This window comes from Faecalibacterium sp. Marseille-Q3530 (genome assembly GCF_017377625.1).
Taxonomy (GTDB): Bacteria; Bacillota; Clostridia; order Oscillospirales; family Ruminococcaceae; genus Faecalibacterium; species Faecalibacterium prausnitzii_E.
On record NZ_JAFREH010000014.1, the window covers coordinates 57,345 to 74,240 of the forward strand.

The following is a 16,896-nucleotide window of genomic DNA, read 5'->3' on the forward strand; positions in this document are numbered from 1 at the left end:
TCCCTGGGTCAAATTCAGTCGATTCAGTATAACACACTCGGCCCCGGATGAAAAGTGTGCAGTTTTGAGACCTGGTCACAGATTTTTGCGGGAAAAGGTGTATACTAGAAGAAAAACTTCAGGAGGCTTCCCATGCCCAACATCGTCATCATCGGTTCCGGCCCGGCCGGCGTGTCGGCCGCTCTGTACACGGCCCGCGCAGGGGTCGAAACGACCGTTCTCACCAAAGGGCCCGGCGCACTGGACCGCGCCGCGCACATCCAGAACTACTACGGCTTTGCCGAACCCATCTCCGGTGCCGAACTGGAACGCCGGGGCATCGAAGGGGCCAGAGCGCTGGGGGTGCAGTTCGTTACCACCGAGGCCGTGGGCCTGACTTACACCGACAAGCTCACCGTCGAGACGCTGGCGGGCGAGTTCCCCGCCGATGCCGTCATCCTGGCCACCGGCGCTTCCCGCACCGCGCCGAAGATCCCCGGTCTGGCAGGGCTGGAAGGCCATGGTGTGAGCTGCTGCGCCACCTGCGACGCCTTTTTCTACCGGGGAAAGGATGTGGCGGTGCTGGGCAGCGGCGAATATGCCCTGCATGAAGTACAGGCCCTTCTGCCGTTGGTAAAGAGCGTCACCCTCCTGACCAACGGGGCGCCGCTGACGGCACAGTTCCCGCCGGAGGTGACGGTCTGCCCCGAAACGGTGGACGCCATCCTCGGCGAACAGACCGTTACCGGTGTGCAGCTGAACGGCGGCCGACGGGTGCCCCTGTCCGGCGTGTTCGTGGCACTGGGCGTAGCGGGCAGCACGGCACTGGCCCGCAAGCTGGGGGCCGAAGTCGAGGGGAACCGCATCGTCGTGGATGAGAAGATGCAGACCACCCTGCCTGGCCTCTACGCCGCCGGGGACTGCACCGGCGGGCTGCTACAGGTCGCCAAGGCTGTTTATGAGGGAGCACTTGCAGGCACCGAAGCTGCCAAAGCGGTGCGGAAAGGATAACACCATGTCCGATGTGCAAAATACTCCGGTCAACCGGAACTGTCTGGCCTGCGCTTTCCCATTCTGGGACCAGCTCACGCCGGAGGAACAGGCGCAGCTCTGCCGCTTCACCCGGCCGGTGCGCTACCGGAAAGGGGAGCGGGTCCACAGCCCGGTCGAGAACTGCGTGGGCATCCTGTTGCTGCGGTCGGGCCAGCTGCGGGCCTATCTGCTCTCGGAGGATGGGCGGGACATCACGCTTTACCGGCTGTTTCCCGGCGAAGTCTGCATCCTGTCGGCATCCTGCGTGATGGATTCCGTCAACTTTGACCTGTACATCGACGCCGAGGAGGACACCGAGGCCTACTGTATCGGCGCAGGCGTGTTCCGCCAGCTGATGCAGCAGAACGTCCATGTCCGCTGCTACGCCTACCAGATGACCGCCGAGCGCTTCTCCGACACCATGTGGACCATGCAGCAGATCCTGTTCATGAGCGCCGACCGGCGGCTGGCCATCTTCCTCACCGACGAGCTGGCAAAGACCGGCGGCACGGATGTCCGCATGACCCACGACCAGATCGCCCGCTACATGGGCTCCGCCCGCGAGGTCGTCAGCCGCCTGCTGAAATACTTTGCCGGGGAGGGCCTTGTCCGCCTTTACCGCGGCGGCGTCACCGTACTGGACAAAGAACGGCTGAAGCAGATCGCCAACGGCACATAAAACGCATCAAAAAAGGACGTCTCATCCTGCGACGAGACGTCCTTTTTTATCGTTCACGATCTCAGCTCTTGCAGCCGGATTCCTCTTCCACGCCGGTGAAATCGCTGGCCTCAGCGATCTTGGTGACGTCGAACTTGCCCGTCTCATCCTTGGGGGCGACGGCGGGGCCGGCCTCCACCGGATTCACGGGTGCTTCCTCGGCCACAGGCTTTTCCTCGGCCGTCTCCGGCTGTGCAGCGGGAGCCTCCGGCTCTTCGGATGCCTTTTCCTCGGATGCCTTCTCGAAGGCCGGGGGCCATGCGTCGCCCGGCTCAGCGGTCTTGGCCTCGCCTTCGGCGTAGGCTTCGGCTGCCTTGGCGGCCTCTGCGGGGTCCTTTTCAGCCTCTTCGGGGAACTCCACCTCTTCGACGTGGAGCGGGCCCTTGTCGTTCAGAACTTTGTCCAGCACCACGATGGCGGCACCGGTGGCGGCGACGGCAGCAGCCGCGCCCAGAACGCGAAACAACGTTTTCATGGTGAGATCCTCCTTGATGTGATTTCAGTGTGCGGGTTAAGAGAATGTGACGACATCGTTCAGCGGCTTTTCGGCGGGTTCGACCGAGATGGCGGTCAGCACCGGGCCTTTGCCGCGGTAGATGTTGTGGAACTTGTAATTGACCTTTGCGGTCACAGTGACCCAGGCGCGCTGCTCCAGCGCCTTGTAGCCATCGTAGGAGCAGGGGAAGCCGACGAACTGGATGTCCTGCACACAGCAGGTCATGGCAAAGCGGCCGGGCACGAAGCTGTTCTTGCCTGCGCGGTTGGTCTGGCAGACCTGCGCCAGGAACTTCACGGTCTTGCCCGCGTACTTCTGGGGCTCGTCCTGGCAGTCCATATACCAGATGCCGAAATCGTCGTCGCCGATCTCCACCACCGGCTTGTTCAGGTCGAAGGGGAGGGGGTCGGGGATATCATCGTAGGCCACGCTGCCGTCGGCGAACTCATAGGCGATGTCGCACTTGCGGGATGCCTGACGCACCAGCTTGTGCAGCTCCTGACGGGCGGCGTCGTTGTTGACGGCCTCGGCGCGGTTGAAGACGATCAGCTCACTGCGGGCGATCTTGTCCAGCAGCAGAGCGCGCATGGAGTTGTCGCGGGCATAGGTGAGGGCCGTGGTGCCGTCGGCCGTGGCGATGCACTGGTAGACGATCCAGTTTTCGGGCAGATTGTTGGCCAGGTCCTGCAGCAGCCACATGCCGTTGTACTCGATGACCACGCGGCCTGCATCTGCTTCCTTGGCCAGTTTGGCCAGGTTCTGGGGGTTCAGTTCCGCCTTGTCCTCCAGATTGTAGAGGGTCACGCCGGGGAAGGCGAATTTCTTCTGATTGTATTCCTCTTCGCCCTCTTCGCAGACCAGCAGCAGGGTCTTGTCGCCGGAGTCGAAGTTGGGGTCTTCAAAGGTCTCCTGGATGAATTTGGTCTTTCCGCTTTCGAGGAAGCCCACAAACAGGTAGACCGGGATTTCATTTGCCATAAACGGTTTTCCTCCTCTGTGTTGTCCGGGCTCAGCAGCCGAACAGGCCGGCAATGGCCTTCTCGTCCAGCTTGGAGCCGATGACGACCAGCTTGCCGCCGACGTCTGCGCCGCGGGAACGGACTTCCCACTCGCCGGGCACATAGTCAAACTCCAGCCAGCCGTCTGCGCCGCCGTCCACGATGCCCTTGGAGCGCAGGATCATGCCGTACTTGCCGGTATCCAGCTCGGTCAGCGCATGCTCGATGTCAGCCTTTGCGATCTTCTTGGCGGTCTCGACGCCCCAGCTGGTGAAGACCTCATCGGCATCGTGGCCATCGTGATGATGGTGGTGATGATGACCGCAGCAGCAGTGGCCGTCCTCATCGTGATGATGCTCGTGCTCCTCCTCATCATTATGGTCGTGATGGTGGTGGCAGCAATGATCGTGGTCATCATCCTCGTCGTCATGGTGATGATGGCAGCAGTGGTCATGGTCGTGATCATCGTCATCGTGGTCGTGATGATGATCATGTTCGTCCTCGTCATCGTCATCCTCGTCGTCGTGATGGTGATGACCGCAGCTGCACACGCCGTTCTCATCGTAATGATGATGGTGATGCTCGTGCTCTTCTTCCTCGTCCTCGTGGACATGCTCCTCATTGGCCTTGGCTGCCATGGCGATCAGCTCTGCCTTGAAGTCGTCCTTCGTGGACATAGCGTTCAAAATCTGCTCACCGGTCAGGGCATCCCACGCGGTGGTGACGATGGTGGCGGTGGGGTTCTTCTCGCGCAGCATAGCCACCGCTGCAGCGATCTTCTCTTCGCTGGCGGTCTGGGTGCGGCTCAGGATGATGCAGCTTGCATGGCTGATCTGGTCATCGTAGAACTCGCCGAAGTTCTTCATATACATCTTGACCTTGTTCACGTCAGCCACGGTAACAAAGCTGTTCAGCTGCACGTCCAGGTGCTCGGCCACACCCTCGACGGCGCGGGTCACATCGGACAGCTTGCCCACGCCCGACGGCTCGATGACGATGCGGTCGGGGTGATACTGCTCCACCACCTGCTGCAAAGCGGCGCGGAAATCGCCCACCAGCGAGCAGCAGATGCAGCCGGCGTTCAGCTCGTTGATCTGGATGCCGGACTCCTTCAAAAAGCCGCCGTCAATGCCGATCTCGCCGAACTCGTTCTCGATCAGAACGACCTTCTGGCCCGCAAAGGACTCCTTGATGAGCTTTTTGATGAGGGTGGTCTTACCGGCACCAAGGAAGCCGGAGAAAATATCGATCTTGGTCATAATGCTGTTGCCTCTTTCTTTTTTTCCAAAGTCCGCAAATCGGAACCTTCAAGCAATCCGAGCCGCCGAGTGCTGGCTCAAAAATCTTTACACTCCTATTATAACAAGCCTGTCAATGGGAAACCGCCCTTTTTCATGAGAAAATTGTAACATTTTTTGAAGTTTGCCCGCGTTTTGCGGAAAAGGGCGGTTGCGTGGGGAGGTGGTGCAGCTTCGATTCGGAGAGGGTTATTTTTTGTGGGAGCTGTCGTAGATCGCACGGATGTCCTCCGGCAGCGCATCGGGGATCATGGCGGCGAGTTTTTCCTCATTTCCGTCCCGGATCGCCTGTTCGTAGTACCAGCATTTGAATTTCAGCATATCCAGAGTGCGGTTCATCCGTGCGATCTCCTCCTCCATATGTGCCTTCTGCGTTTCAAACAATTCCTTGCGCTGTGGATAGGTGGAAGGCCCTTCCACACACCAATCCATGAATTTCCGGATGTCCTTGATCTCCATGCCAGCCTTTTTCAGACATTCAATGATCCGGAGCGCTTCAATCTCCGTGTCACCGAATTTTCGGATGCCGGATACTCGCTCCATATTCGGGAAAAGCCCCTGCTTGTCATAATAGCGCAGCGTAGAGATGGGTAATCCGAACATCTCTGCCACCTGTCCAATTGAATACATCAATTACCCTCCGAAAATTTTCAAAAATATCTTGACCTAAAGTTAGGTTTATGTACTACTATGAGGATAACACAATGAATATAAAAATGCAAGGAGTGTTTTACAATGGATAAAAAGGTGCTGATCATTTCCTCAAGTCCCCGTAAGAGTGGCAACTCCGAAACGCTGGCGGCAGCATTTGCCAAGGGCGCACGGGCAATCTTGGCGGGCACAGAGAAGGCCGTGCAGGGCTGGGTGGATTGCTTCCCTCGCTGTGCGCTGGCTGGCACAGTGTTTGCAGGCGGCGTAAACGGCGTGGGTGAGATCACCGGACATCCTGCGCTGGAGCAAGCTTATCAGATGGGCAAGGAGGTCTGAGCTATGGCAATCAAACAAACGGCAGGCAGAGAGGCTTTGGGGGAATTTGCTCCTAAATTTGCGGAATTGAATGATGATGTACTGTTCGGGCAGGTGTGGAGCCGAGAAGACAAGCTTTCCCTGCGAGACCGCAGCATTGTAACAGTGGTGGCGCTGATGGCGCAAGGGCTGACGGATTCGTCCTTTCAGTACCATCTGACAACTGCAAGAACAACGGTGTGACCAAAACGGAAATTGCGGAGATCCTGACTCATGCGGCATTTTATGCAGGCTGGCCCAAGGCATGGGCGGCTTTTCGTATGGCAAAGGAGGTATGGGCGGAGGACGCCGCCGCCGATGCAAAAGCCAAGCATCAGAATGAAATGGTCTTTCCCATCGGCGCACCCAATGACGCCTTTGCGAAATATTTTATCGGGCAAAGTTATCTCGCACCACTTTCTACGCAGCAGGTCGGCATTTACAATGTGACCTTTGAACCCGGATGCCGTAACAACTGGCACATTCATCACGCCAAAAGCGGCGGCGGACAGATCCTCGTCTGTGTGGCTGGTCGAGGTTACTATCAGGAATGGGGCAAACCGGCACAGGAGCTCCGCCCCGGCGATGTGGTAAATATTCCGGTGGGTGTCAAGCACTGGCACGGCGCAGCACCGGATAGCTGGTTCTCTCATCTGGCGGTAGAGGTTCCGGGGGACGAAACCTCCAATGAATGGTTGGAAGCCGTGGACAACACAGTATATTTTAAGGCAACAGGCAAGGAGGTCTGAAGATGGAAAAACTGAATCTGACACAGGAGTGGGACAAGGTGTTCCCGAAAAGCGACAAGGTGGAACACATAAAAGTGACCTTTCACAACCGTTACGGCATCACACTGGCGGCGGATATGTACACGCCGAAGGGCACAGAGGGCAAGTTGCCCGCCATTGCCGTCAGCGGTCCGTTTGGTGCGGTAAAGGAGCAGTCCTCCGGTCTGTATGCGCAGAAAATGGCGGAGCTTGGCTTCTTGACGATTGCCTTCGATCCGTCCTACACCGGCGAGAGCGGCGGTACACCCCGCTATGTCGCTTCGCCGGACATCAACACCGAGGATTTCTGCGCTGCGGTAGACTTTCTCTCTGTGCAGGAGAATGTGGACTCCGAGCGCATCGGTATCATCGGTATCTGCGGTTGGGGCGGCATGGCGATCAACGCTGCTGCCATTGATACCCGCATCAAAGCTACCGCTGCTATGACCATGTACGATATGACCCGTGTAACTGCCAACGGATATTTTGATGCTGAGGATTCTGAGCCGGCACGCTATGAGAAGAAAAAAGCCATGAATGCACAGCGCACTGTAGATTACAAAAACGGCGCCTATGCTCTGGCAGGCGGTGTGGTCGATCCGTTGCCGGAGGACGCACCGCAGTTTGTAAAGGACTATTACGCCTACTATAAGACTCCGCGTGGCTACCATCCCCGAAGCCTGAACTCCAACGGTGGCTGGAACGCGACGTCTTCGCTGTCGTTCCTGAATATGCCGATCTTGCAATACAGCAGCGAGATCCGCTCCGCCGTACTTCTGGTACACGGAGAAAAGGCGCACTCCCGCTATTTCAGCGAAACAGTGTACAGCAAACTGACCGGCGATAACAAGGAATTGCTCATGATCCCCGGTGCAAACCACACTGACCTTTACGATCAGATGGACATCATTCCGTTTGAAAAGCTCAACGCATTCTTTACGGAGTATTTGAGATGAAGCGACATATTACGCTCGTCCTGTTGCTGGCGGCTGTGCTTTGTCTGAGCGGCTGCGCTGGCCTACCTGAACTGCGGGAGGAAACGACCATGGCTGAAATCGATTCAAGCGAGCCGATGCTGTGTTTGACCATTGATGGCACCGCTGTGGATATTCAATGGGAGAATAACGCTGCTGTTGCTGAGCTACATACCCTTGCACAGAACGCCATTACCGTGAACACTTCCGCCTCTATGGCGGCTTTGAGCAGGTCGGCAGTTTGCCGCAGAGTTTTTCCCGCAGCGATGTGCAGATGACCACGCAGCCGGGAGATGTTGTCCTGTATTCCGGAAATCAGCTTGTGGTGTTTTTCGGTTCGAATTCGTGGAGCTATACCAAGTTGGGCCATATCAACGGTCTGTCTGCCGATGAACTTGCAGTATTGTTGGACAAAGAGCAAACGGTTATAAAACTTCAGCTATTCCCGCAATGAGGTCTACAACCGCCCGCAAAATGATGGGTCTGCCGGACTACAACGCTTGGGAAATCGTCAAGCGCACCAACGCCTGCCTGATGGAAGACCCCTATTGGCTACGATTCAGCGAAGATGAAACCTTTGAGGACACCACGCGCGGACGGGCCAGAAAAATCATGAAGGAGAATCAAAAAAGCAGCTGATGCTATAGCAGTTTGCACTTTTAATGCACAAGCAATATCCGCAAACTGCATATCGCAATATGCCGTTTTTGATCGGCACTATTTTTGAAAATTGCGATAAATGGTACCGTACTTGGCGTGCAGAGCACCCGGAGTTCACCCGTATCGTGTTCCATGGTCTGCGGCATTCCAGCGCCACCTACCAGCTGATGATCTCCGGCGGTGATGTGAAAACCGTGCAGAGACCGTGCAGCTTGAGAATAAAAAGAAAATCCCACGAGGAATCTTACGATTCTTCGTTGGATTTTGGCGAGCTCGAGGGAACTCGAATCCCTGGCCCTCTGATTAAAAGAATCCAAGGCGCATCATTCGTCAAATTTCAAAAGTTCGAAGAAGCGTTATTTTTATCGTATCATCGCAAAACACGCCTTTGCACACACCGCATTGTCTGCATACAGTGTAATGCTTTGCAACCGTTATCCAGATATTCAGGTGTGCAAAAAGTGTGCAAAAATGTGCAGACGGGCAAAACAAAGCCCAATGGACAAATCAATCACCGGTTTTATGGCAGGGTTTAGGACATCCGAACAGACACCGTTTGATATAGAAATGAGGTTCACCATGAACAAACTGCTTTCCTGCCGCTTCAATATGGACACCAACCGGGTGGAAGCCCGGTTCGAGGATGGCACCACTCTTGCCATCGACTGCATCGCCGTGGAGGACGAGTACGGCAGCACCCCGGCACAGCGGGCAGAGCTGGACTGGCTGCTGTATAATAAGCCCTTGGAGTACGCCCAGCTTGTGCTGGGTGGAGAGATAGAGCGTTATCTGTCGCTTGGCTGCGACCATGGCAGACTGGAAGATTGATTACTTCGAAAGGCCATTGCCATTTGAGTACCAATTGAATATACTATAAACAGGAGAGCGGACGTCACTCCGCTGGTGTGGCTGACACCTAAAATCCGATCTGATGCAAGACGTAAGGGCTTGAGGCTGGCGGGCAGCGATAAAACCCGAAAGCGATGCAGGACATAGGAGCCTGAGGTTGGCGGACAACGATAAAATCAGTCACAAGGGACATCGGACAGCACCACGGTGTTGTAGATGCCCCTTTTATTTCTGCTCAACTCGCTACCGATAGCAGACCTATTCCATTATCTTCCATAAATTCAGTTTTTGTCAAGACTATCACAATTTCAAGATTTTTCAGATGTTTTGTTAATTTTTCTGATTTTAGGTGTATAATCAGTACAAACAAGAAACTGCACTCTCATGCATATTTCTGCAATCACCTTATCTGGAGGTCTAATATGGATTCTGAAAAGATTGCTACAAATCATGTTGAACTTGCCATAAGCAAAACGGGTCACTTGGTTTCTCACATCAATTCCAATGATAAAGAGCCCTCATGGGATGGAGATGTAGAAGTCTATAAAAAGTCCGGCCACGTTCATGCAAAAGCTGACTTGATTTTAAAAGTACCTGTTCAGGTCAAAGGTCATATTAAACCAAATCTAAAGAAAAAGAGCATAAAGTATTCTATCCAATATTCTGATTTAAGAAACTATCTTTATGTTGGAGGAACCATCTTTTTTGTCGTGTATTTCGATAAGGAAGATGAGCATTATACTATATACTATGTTGGACTTCTTCCGTTCGACCTCAAAAAAATGCTCAAGGACTATAAAGGAGATTTCTCTAAATGCAAAAGCATTGAATTAAAAGTTTTTCCGACCAAAAAAGAAGATATCGATGATATCTTCCTTAATTTCGCGCATCACATGAATAGGCAACGCGCCGCTATCAATAGCGCGCTCTTATCCTTCGATTCAGACTTACCCACCAACACTATTTCTCTAGGCTATTCTACTAGTGCAGCAAAACATTACGATTTGCCCCTTGATTATTTTTTTGACCACGAAACTTACATTTATGCTGTTCTCCCTCAAAAAGTCGAACTGCCCATTGCTCATCTTGACCGTATTGAGTTATTTTCGTTTACACGAGATGCTCCTATCAGCATTGATTCTAAAGTTTATTTTGAGAGTTATACTGTCACACGTTCTAAATCATCTACGGTCATTCGTTTTGGTAAGGGAATACAGATGAGTTTCAGTACAGCGCAATCCTTGCCTACAAAATTCAATTTTACTTTATCCGGAACACTATCAGAGCGTATCAAAGATGCAGAGTTTATGGTTGCTGCCCTTTCTGCCCATCACTATGAAATCAATGGTGGAAAAATCGCTTTCAGTGAAGCTGATTGTGCCAATCTTCCTACACTTCAAAAAAAGCTTTCCTTTCTTCTAGATGTGAAAAAGACGCTAGAGGCAGTTCATGCAACAGCCGACCTCGACTGTTCTTCCCTTTCTGTCACAGACAATACTAATCTTAGCATCTTGAGAGCTGCACTAATCGACAAAGAACCAATCAAGATGTGTTCAAGCCAATCGCTTCTTCGAAGCTGCCATATTGCTAATCTAGAACTTCTTTTATGGGTTGTTCCGACTGAAGAAAATAGTGAATACCATAACATCTATGATTTTAACTATGTACCACTGATATATCGCGAGTTTGACAAAAATGATAAAGAATATCCATCCACTCACTTCGTCATGTTAAATAAAGATGCAATGTTGAAGTACTGCAATATCGACTATAACGCGCTACTTGATGCCGTTGCTGGGTATTCGTAAAACAGTTTTCGAGAAATGACACGGCAACTGCCTGTCAGGATTGGTTACGAGTACCCGGCTAGGCCGAGGAAGCATCAAGTCCCATGGCCGCACCGTCAAGGTGTTGGGTATGGGGCTTTTTGCATTTCAGGAACGTGTACATCTCTGGAAAGGTGTAACACACTAGACTTTGTACCAAAGTCGTGTGCCAAGGGTGCTGCGCCCCTTTGGAATCCCTGCTCATATCGCCTGTGGGCGATGAGGATTCGCCGCACAGAAAGCTCTCACAAAGGTGCACCGGGCTGTCTGCGGCGAGGGAAATGCACTTCTGCGGAAGTGTAATAACCCACTATGACACTTTCAGCCCTGCGGCCTGCAAAGTGTAGTGGGCTCTCCGAGGGGAAACGGTTATATAGGGGCGTTTCGGGCGAATCGCTGCGTACGTGCGTACGGAAGGTTGGTACGCACGTACGCAGTAAAACGGCCAAATTCTCGTATATATGGGTGGTCATTTGACCACGAGTGTGGTATACTTCACTTGGAAAACCAATTAAGGTAGATATAATGCACAGGGATGTGCTTTATATGGTATTACCAAACCAATTTCACACTGAGTACCACCGTGTCACACTGAGTCACACTAAAACTCCGATTCCATGGGGCTTTTTGGTGGTAGAAAGCCCAAAAACAGTGTAACAGCGCTGTTCTGAAAATACAAGCATTTTGAAGAATTCTGGTAGAAACTCGGTAGAAAACCAACTGGATAAAAGTTGGTAGAAACTTGGTAGAAGCCGAAAACAGCCTTAAAACGGTAGAAAGCCTGTTGACAAATCAAACTGGATAATGGACAAAAGCGGACGGTGTTTCATAACAGAAGCGCTGTCCGCTATTTTTATGCCCAAAATTGAATACCGTACATCGCTTCTCAGCAATGAGGAGCGATTTTTTATTTCAGATGAACTATGTCAAGGAGGTTTTTCTATGCCAAACCCTACAAGAATCAGCTTACCGAGGGTAAACTACAACTTCGATGCTAAGGCTTGTGTTCCGGTTCTTACCGTAATGCTCAACAAGGTCGAAAAGGATTATTCCACTGTCGATGAACTGTGTGACCACGATGAGCTGTCGAAGTTCACCCGTGATGAGATCAAAAATGCTGTATCTGAGCTGAACGGCAGAAAGTTTCTCCTGAAAGTGGATAAGCCGTATGGCTGTGTTTATGCGGTAAATAAGCTGTACATAGCGAACATGGAATTTGTGTACGGCAGATAAGCTGAGGGAGGAATGGAAATGGACAATCATAAGGCTCTTGAAGATGCTGTGTTGGCTATCAAATATGCCGATACTCCCGTGAAAGTCGGCTCGTTCCAGGGCTTTGACCTGAGCGTTACAGTAAACAGCAACATGATAGGCGGCGGTATGTCGGCTGGCCTGCAAGGTGCCACTTCACATACCACGAAGCTGATCGAGAGTTTTGCCCACAACTTGAATCGTCTTGAAGCTGCCCTCTACAACATCGACGGCAGAATCGAGAGAACGCAGGATAACCTCGCAAAGCTCAGGCTTGACCACGCAGAAGCGCAGAAGATCGTAGCAGAGCCGTTCCCCCAGCAGGAGGAGCTTGATACTAAGGAGCAAAGGCTGAAAGTCGTAACTGATGAGCTGAATCAGGCGGCTATCGAAGCAAAGAAGAACGCTCCGAAGCGTGAAAAGACTTGCTACTTTGAGAGGGCGAAGATGAAGCGTGATGCCGCAAGGCTCGGCAAAAAGCCAAAAACGCCGAAGGACCAGACAAAGGGCAGGAGCAAGAAGCAAGGAATTGAATAAGCAACTATAAGATTATTCTAAGTAAGTATGCATCCCAATAAGTGAAAAATGATATAATTCACATTATTGGGATGCAATTTCTATCTTGACAGAAAGAAAAAAAAGATGTATAATATATACAATGGGGTTTGTGTACCCTTTTGATGTTTTCAAGTTATAATCCACACAAGTTGGCTTGTGTAAAATATTACTTAAATACAATGCGAGGAAAGGAATTATCATGGCAAATAAAGAGAAAATGGGCCCTCCTACATTAGAAATGATTCAGGGCAATCCGTACAATTATACTTTTGATGAAGTAGCCAAATGTATGGGAGAAGAACGAGCTAAGTCTTTATTCAAAACCTTGTATAAAAATGGCGTAAGTCCTAAAAATTAAACTATGACTATAAAAGACATATATGTAGGGGGAGATACTACAAAGTATGCTTTTGAATTACAAGATGGCTACTGCATTGAAACAGTATGCATTAAAAGAAGGACTGGCAATACGGTATGCGTTAGCACTATGGTCGGTTGTCCGGTGGGGTGTATTTTCTGTGCATCAGGAAAAAATGGATTTATTCGCAATCTTTCACCAGCTGAAATAGTTCAGCAAATCGTTCTTTTGAAAGAACGTGTCAACAGAATCGTTTTTATGGGGATGGGAGAACCTCTCTTTAATTATGATAATCTGATTAAAAGTATTCATATACTTCGTGATCGCAATGGACTTAATTTTCCTACAGATGGCATAAATGTATCGACTGTTGGACCAGTTGAACAGTTGAAGCGACTGAGAGAGGAGCATTTAAAGATTCAGTTTACACTCTCTCTTCACGCAACGGATCAAGCAACTAGAAACATGATTATGCCGCACATGAAATCCAATAGCATTCATAGTGTTGTCGAAGCTGCGCTTTCCTATTCTGAACGACATAACAGAAAGATTACCATTGCATATCTGCTCGCTCCTGGAATTAATGATAGGGCTTCAGACGTAAGACAACTTGGTAAATGGTTTAGAGGAAAAAATGTACTGATTAATCTTTTACAATATAATGAAACTGCCTGTAAGAGAATCAAACGTCCTAACAAGCAACAATTGGTTGCATTTAAGATTAGACTAGAGGAGGCTGGCTTGGAAGTAAAACTTCGGGAATCAAGAGGTAATAGAATAAAAGCTGCCTGTGGTCAATTAGTAAGTGATTATAATAAAGGGAACGACGCTCCTACGTCTGATTCACCTGAAAAGATGTCGCCTGTGATACACAAGCTTTCTGACAATAAAGCTGATACAACAAGAGGGATAAGAAAAGAAAAACGTCACCCTTTTGCAAAACATAAAGCCAAAAGGAAACGTAAGAAAAACTAATGATGAATTATCCCTCTAACCATTGTTGACTATTCTTTTAATGGTTATCGTTTGCGCTCACCATAATACTATGACGCACGGACGCACCTATGTATGCGCCCGTGCTAACCATAACATGAAAGGTGGGTGTACTGTCTTTCCTTTGCACGGCAGTAGGTGTGTCTCTACAATGACAATATAATGCAATTATTTTTGTGTATAAAAGGAATAACCATATTATTTTATGTGGAGGGATAATATGAGGCTGGCAGATATGCATATTCATACTACTTTTTCGCCCGACGGAAAGTCATCTATGGAAGAGCAGTGTATAAAAGCCATAGAGATTGGGATTCCAATTATTTGTTTTACGGATCATGTAGATTTCAATTCTTCTGAAATAAATGTGGGAAGAATAATTAATAAAGCTTCTACAAATTTTGATGTGTCAGAATATTTCTATGAAGTGAATAGGCTAAGACGTATTTATAACTCCATTCAGATTTTGATTGGGATTGAATTCTCCGAGCCACATCTATTCCCTACTGAATTCGAGGATTACAGTTCTATGCCTTTTGATTATATTCTAGGAAGCATTCATCATTGCTATGGCTCTGTTTTTCCAGGTGCAAAAAACATAGAGGAATCAAAAGCGATTGATGAATACTATAATCTTATGTTAAAATCAATTCAGACCTGCGAGTTCCAGGCGATGGCACATATAGATTTTCCCAGACGTTATTTTGATAATTGGAACGTCAGTGATACTATCATGGATGAAATATTAAATGCTATGATTAAAAAAGACATTATTCTTGAAGTTAATACGTCTTCCATCATGAATGCTTCTGACGAACCGCTGCCTCGATACAGTATCATTGATCGATATGTTCAGCTTGGAGGACGTAGGGTTGTATTAGGATCCGATGCACATATTAGTGTTAAACTTGGAAATGCATTTAGTAGTGTTGTTAGAAAACTACCGAATACTTGCGTTATAGGGTATTTTAAGAACAGGGTGTTTTATGAACTGTAATATAATAAAAGCAGGATAAAAACGCAACGCATTTCTTCCCGAGAGATGCCAGAGCTGGTAGGTAGCCCAGCCGTCTGCACCGCACGGTGTAGGTAAGTAACCTTCCCCTCCGGGTTGTCCGTTCCTGTAAGGATTTATTTCAGGAGGGTTTCGTTATGGACATTGATTCTACAAAGCTGACTGTATTTTTTGAGGCTCCATTCTGGATCGGAGTATTTGAACGTATTGAGAGAAGAAAGCTTTCAGTGTGTAAAGTCGTGTTTGGTGCAGAACCAAAGGACTATGAAGTCTGGGAGTATCTGCTCAAGAATTACAGTCGGCTGCGCTTCAGTCCATCTGTTGAGACAGTTGTAAAGAAAGAGTCTGTGAACCCAAAGCGATTACAACGGCAAATCCGAAAGGAAACAGTTGCCACAGGAATCGGTACAAAGTCACAGCAGGCGTTGCAAATGCAGCGAGAAGAAAACAATCTGGTGCGAAAAGCACTTAGCCGTAAACAACGCGAAGCAGAAAAGCAACGTCAGTTTGAACTGAAACAGCAGAAGCGAAAGGAAAAGCATCGGGGCAGATAATGCCCCTTTGCTTTTATCTGGCAGGGTTTGGGGCAGGCACGCCCCAACAAGAAGCTGTCCTAAAGGGGACAGGAAATTTTCAAGAATTGAAAATTTGTGGCCACGGGACGATTCTTGCTCTCACGAAAACCCATACTTTTTGAAAAACGCTTTCCGCAGCCAAAGGAGGATGCCCCATGAAAAAAGAGATCGAAGCCTTCGTCAACGCAGCCAACGAGCAGGAGTTGGAAGCCGCATGGAATAACCTCTCGGCAGAGGAACAGCGAGTTTTCGATCAGCTCATGGAGGAAGAACCACCCGAAGATGCACTGGCATTTTTCGCACAGCTGTATGATGATGCCCCGAAAGAGCAGACCAGCGAGACTGTGAACATCTCCGAAAATGAAATCTATTTCAAGCGGAAGCCCTTGACCGAAGAGCAGAAGAAACACAGCTCTTATGTGGACGAGAACGGCAACCTCCATGTCAAGAACCTGTCCGCTTTCTGGATTCCAGAACTGACCACCACGGAGAAAGTCGGTCACACCACCTACACCGTGACCGGCAGCTATGAGGGCAAGGAATCCTTTTTGAAGAAACTGGAGCGCATTGTTGCCAAGAACGCCCAGCAAAAATTTGAAGATGAGGGTGCAGACGAATGACAACTGCGTCCAATTCTGCTATACTTGATCCGGTAACCAATCCTGTACTGACAGTTGCTCCACAGAATAAGGAGGACACAACAATGTCTGGAGCAACGAATAAAATCACCGCACTTTACTGCCGACTGTCGCAAGAGGACGCACGGCTCGGCGAAAGCCTGTCCATTGAGAACCAGAAGGTCATCCTTCTGGAATACGCCAAAAAGAACCACTTCCCGAACCCGGTGTTCTTTGTGGATGATGGCTACTCCGGCACGAACTATGACCGCCCCGGCTTTCAGAGTATGCTGGTCGAGATCGAAGCAGGGCGTGTAGGAATCGTTATCACGAAAGACCTGTCCCGACTGGGGCGCAACTCTGCCTTGACGGGTCTGTACACAAACTTTACCTTTCCCCAGTATGGCGTTCGCTACATTGCCATTAACGACAATTACGACACCATTGACCCGAACAGCGTAAACAACGATTTTGCGGGCATTAAGAACTGGTTCAACGAGTTTTACGCCCGCGATACCAGCCGCAAGATTCGGGCTGTCCAGAAGGCCAAGGGAGAGCGTGGAGTACCGCTGACGGTTAATGTTCCGTACGGCTATGTAAAAGACCCGGAGAACCCGAAGCATTGGCTTGTTGACCCGGAAGCGGCTGCAATCGTGAAGCGCATCTTCTCCATGTGCATGGAGGGACGTGGGCCGACCCAAATTGCGAACCAACTGTGGGCAGATAAAGTTCTGACTCCTACCGCCTACAAGTTGAGCCATGGCCGGAGCACAAACGCACCTGCCCCGGAAGACCCTTACCGCTGGGATAAAAGAGCAGTAAGTTTGATTCTGGAACGCCGGGAGTACACTGGCTGCACAGTCAACTTCAAGACCTATACTAACTCTATCTGGGATAAAAAGAGACATCTGAATCCTGTGGAAAATC

The 16,896-nt window shown here is 50.0% G+C and carries 20 protein-coding genes and 2 pseudogenes; 18 read left to right on the forward strand and 4 right to left on the reverse strand.

Annotated features, from left to right (window positions below):
* Positions 1–132 precede the first annotated feature (132 nt).
* Positions 133–990 (forward strand): NAD(P)/FAD-dependent oxidoreductase, encoded by an 858-nt coding sequence (locus J3350_RS11380; RefSeq protein WP_207686700.1) that lies wholly within the window; start codon positions 133–135, stop codon positions 988–990.
* Between the two features lie 4 nt (positions 991–994).
* Positions 995–1,690: a Crp/Fnr family transcriptional regulator gene (locus J3350_RS11385; RefSeq protein ID WP_207686701.1), complete on the forward strand. Its 696-nt coding sequence runs from the start codon at positions 995–997 to the stop codon at positions 1,688–1,690.
* A 61-nt stretch (positions 1,691–1,751) separates the two neighbouring features.
* Here the strand turns inward: J3350_RS11385 and J3350_RS11390 are convergent, their stop codons facing one another.
* From J3350_RS11390 to J3350_RS11405, 4 genes are all read right to left on the reverse strand, one after another.
* The gene (locus tag J3350_RS11390; RefSeq protein ID WP_097791775.1) at positions 1,752–2,204 is read right to left on the reverse strand and encodes a hypothetical protein; all 453 of its coding nucleotides are present in this window, start codon (positions 2,202–2,204) and stop codon (positions 1,752–1,754) included.
* Between the two features lie 36 nt (positions 2,205–2,240).
* Entirely contained in the window at positions 2,241–3,203 is a 963-nt protein-coding gene (locus J3350_RS11395) for a GTP-binding protein (RefSeq protein WP_097791776.1), read from the reverse strand.
* A gap of 31 nt (positions 3,204–3,234) precedes the next feature.
* Positions 3,235–4,482: a CobW family GTP-binding protein gene (locus J3350_RS11400; RefSeq protein ID WP_207686702.1), complete on the reverse strand. Its 1,248-nt coding sequence runs from the start codon at positions 4,480–4,482 to the stop codon at positions 3,235–3,237.
* A 228-nt stretch (positions 4,483–4,710) separates the two neighbouring features.
* On the reverse strand, positions 4,711–5,151 hold the full coding sequence (locus tag J3350_RS11405; RefSeq protein WP_207686703.1) for a MerR family transcriptional regulator: 441 nt from the start codon (positions 5,149–5,151) through the stop codon (positions 4,711–4,713).
* Between the two features lie 105 nt (positions 5,152–5,256).
* On the opposite strand from J3350_RS11405, the gene J3350_RS11410 reads away from it, so the two are divergent.
* From J3350_RS11410 to J3350_RS11485, 16 genes and pseudogenes are all read left to right on the forward strand, one after another.
* The gene (locus tag J3350_RS11410) at positions 5,257–5,508 is read left to right on the forward strand and encodes a hypothetical protein (protein WP_207686704.1); all 252 of its coding nucleotides are present in this window, start codon (positions 5,257–5,259) and stop codon (positions 5,506–5,508) included.
* A 3-nt stretch (positions 5,509–5,511) separates the two neighbouring features.
* Positions 5,512–6,275: pseudogene (locus J3350_RS11415) on the forward strand (carboxymuconolactone decarboxylase family protein).
* 2 nt (positions 6,276–6,277) lie between these two features.
* Positions 6,278–7,249, forward strand: a complete 972-nt coding sequence (locus tag J3350_RS11420; protein WP_370569318.1) for an alpha/beta hydrolase — start codon at positions 6,278–6,280, stop codon at positions 7,247–7,249.
* 89 nt (positions 7,250–7,338) lie between these two features.
* Complete coding sequence (locus tag J3350_RS11425) at positions 7,339–7,545, forward strand: hypothetical protein (RefSeq protein ID WP_207686705.1); 207 nt, start codon at positions 7,339–7,341, stop codon at positions 7,543–7,545.
* The gene (locus J3350_RS11430) at positions 7,509–7,721 is read left to right on the forward strand and encodes a cyclophilin-like fold protein (RefSeq protein ID WP_207686706.1); all 213 of its coding nucleotides are present in this window, start codon (positions 7,509–7,511) and stop codon (positions 7,719–7,721) included. The genes J3350_RS11425 and J3350_RS11430 overlap by 37 nt, the downstream gene beginning before the upstream one ends.
* Positions 7,718–7,906, forward strand: a complete 189-nt coding sequence (locus tag J3350_RS11435; RefSeq protein ID WP_207686707.1) for a hypothetical protein — start codon at positions 7,718–7,720, stop codon at positions 7,904–7,906. Before J3350_RS11430 ends, J3350_RS11435 begins: the two co-directional genes overlap by 4 nt.
* A gap of 23 nt (positions 7,907–7,929) precedes the next feature.
* The gene (locus J3350_RS11440) at positions 7,930–8,463 is read left to right on the forward strand and encodes a hypothetical protein (protein ID WP_207686715.1); all 534 of its coding nucleotides are present in this window, start codon (positions 7,930–7,932) and stop codon (positions 8,461–8,463) included.
* Positions 8,464–8,506: 43 nt separating this feature from the next.
* Positions 8,507–8,755, forward strand: coding sequence for a DUF6061 family protein (locus J3350_RS11445; RefSeq protein WP_097780442.1), 249 nt, complete (start codon positions 8,507–8,509; stop codon positions 8,753–8,755).
* Positions 8,756–9,198: 443 nt separating this feature from the next.
* Entirely contained in the window at positions 9,199–10,584 is a 1,386-nt protein-coding gene (locus tag J3350_RS11450) for a DUF4365 domain-containing protein (RefSeq protein ID WP_207686708.1), read from the forward strand.
* A gap of 960 nt (positions 10,585–11,544) precedes the next feature.
* Entirely contained in the window at positions 11,545–11,835 is a 291-nt protein-coding gene (locus tag J3350_RS11455) for a hypothetical protein (protein WP_046438128.1), read from the forward strand.
* 18 nt (positions 11,836–11,853) lie between these two features.
* The gene (locus J3350_RS11460) at positions 11,854–12,390 is read left to right on the forward strand and encodes a hypothetical protein (RefSeq protein WP_046438127.1); all 537 of its coding nucleotides are present in this window, start codon (positions 11,854–11,856) and stop codon (positions 12,388–12,390) included.
* Between the two features lie 220 nt (positions 12,391–12,610).
* Positions 12,611–13,744, forward strand: a pseudogene (gene rlmN / locus J3350_RS11465) (23S rRNA (adenine(2503)-C(2))-methyltransferase RlmN).
* A gap of 238 nt (positions 13,745–13,982) precedes the next feature.
* Positions 13,983–14,759, forward strand: coding sequence for a histidinol-phosphatase HisJ family protein (locus J3350_RS11470; protein ID WP_105304861.1), 777 nt, complete (start codon positions 13,983–13,985; stop codon positions 14,757–14,759).
* A 155-nt stretch (positions 14,760–14,914) separates the two neighbouring features.
* A complete protein-coding gene (locus J3350_RS11475) occupies positions 14,915–15,331 on the forward strand; it encodes a YjdF family protein (protein WP_105303067.1) in 417 nt (138 codons plus the stop codon).
* Between the two features lie 176 nt (positions 15,332–15,507).
* Complete coding sequence (locus J3350_RS11480; protein WP_158398681.1) at positions 15,508–15,972, forward strand: hypothetical protein; 465 nt, start codon at positions 15,508–15,510, stop codon at positions 15,970–15,972.
* Positions 15,973–16,055: 83 nt separating this feature from the next.
* The coding region (locus tag J3350_RS11485) for a recombinase family protein (RefSeq protein ID WP_242700270.1) at positions 16,056–16,896 on the forward strand (841 nt) is incomplete at its 3' end.

What these genes read in the sequence shown, in the direction of transcription:
- J3350_RS11380 (WP_207686700.1), top strand. Translation starts at nt 133, where the DNA reads ATGCCCAACATCGTCATCATCGGTTCCGGCCCGGCCGGCGTGTCGGCC.
- J3350_RS11385 (WP_207686701.1), top strand. Translation starts at nt 995, where the DNA reads ATGTCCGATGTGCAAAATACTCCGGTCAACCGGAACTGTCTGGCCTGC.
- J3350_RS11390 (WP_097791775.1), bottom strand. Translation starts at nt 2,204, where the DNA reads ATGAAAACGTTGTTTCGCGTTCTGGGCGCGGCTGCTGCCGTCGCCGCC.
- J3350_RS11395 (WP_097791776.1), bottom strand. Translation starts at nt 3,203, where the DNA reads ATGGCAAATGAAATCCCGGTCTACCTGTTTGTGGGCTTCCTCGAAAGC.
- J3350_RS11400 (WP_207686702.1), bottom strand. Translation starts at nt 4,482, where the DNA reads ATGACCAAGATCGATATTTTCTCCGGCTTCCTTGGTGCCGGTAAGACC.
- J3350_RS11405 (WP_207686703.1), bottom strand. Translation starts at nt 5,151, where the DNA reads ATGTATTCAATTGGACAGGTGGCAGAGATGTTCGGATTACCCATCTCT.
- J3350_RS11410 (WP_207686704.1), top strand. Translation starts at nt 5,257, where the DNA reads ATGGATAAAAAGGTGCTGATCATTTCCTCAAGTCCCCGTAAGAGTGGC.
- J3350_RS11420 (WP_370569318.1), top strand. Translation starts at nt 6,278, where the DNA reads ATGGAAAAACTGAATCTGACACAGGAGTGGGACAAGGTGTTCCCGAAA.
- J3350_RS11425 (WP_207686705.1), top strand. Translation starts at nt 7,339, where the DNA reads ATGGCTGAAATCGATTCAAGCGAGCCGATGCTGTGTTTGACCATTGAT.
- J3350_RS11435 (WP_207686707.1), top strand. Translation starts at nt 7,718, where the DNA reads ATGAGGTCTACAACCGCCCGCAAAATGATGGGTCTGCCGGACTACAAC.
- J3350_RS11440 (WP_207686715.1), top strand. Translation starts at nt 7,930, where the DNA reads ATGCACAAGCAATATCCGCAAACTGCATATCGCAATATGCCGTTTTTG.
- J3350_RS11445 (WP_097780442.1), top strand. Translation starts at nt 8,507, where the DNA reads ATGAACAAACTGCTTTCCTGCCGCTTCAATATGGACACCAACCGGGTG.
- J3350_RS11450 (WP_207686708.1), top strand. Translation starts at nt 9,199, where the DNA reads ATGGATTCTGAAAAGATTGCTACAAATCATGTTGAACTTGCCATAAGC.
- J3350_RS11455 (WP_046438128.1), top strand. Translation starts at nt 11,545, where the DNA reads ATGCCAAACCCTACAAGAATCAGCTTACCGAGGGTAAACTACAACTTC.
- J3350_RS11460 (WP_046438127.1), top strand. Translation starts at nt 11,854, where the DNA reads ATGGACAATCATAAGGCTCTTGAAGATGCTGTGTTGGCTATCAAATAT.
- J3350_RS11470 (WP_105304861.1), top strand. Translation starts at nt 13,983, where the DNA reads ATGAGGCTGGCAGATATGCATATTCATACTACTTTTTCGCCCGACGGA.
- J3350_RS11475 (WP_105303067.1), top strand. Translation starts at nt 14,915, where the DNA reads ATGGACATTGATTCTACAAAGCTGACTGTATTTTTTGAGGCTCCATTC.
- J3350_RS11480 (WP_158398681.1), top strand. Translation starts at nt 15,508, where the DNA reads ATGAAAAAAGAGATCGAAGCCTTCGTCAACGCAGCCAACGAGCAGGAG.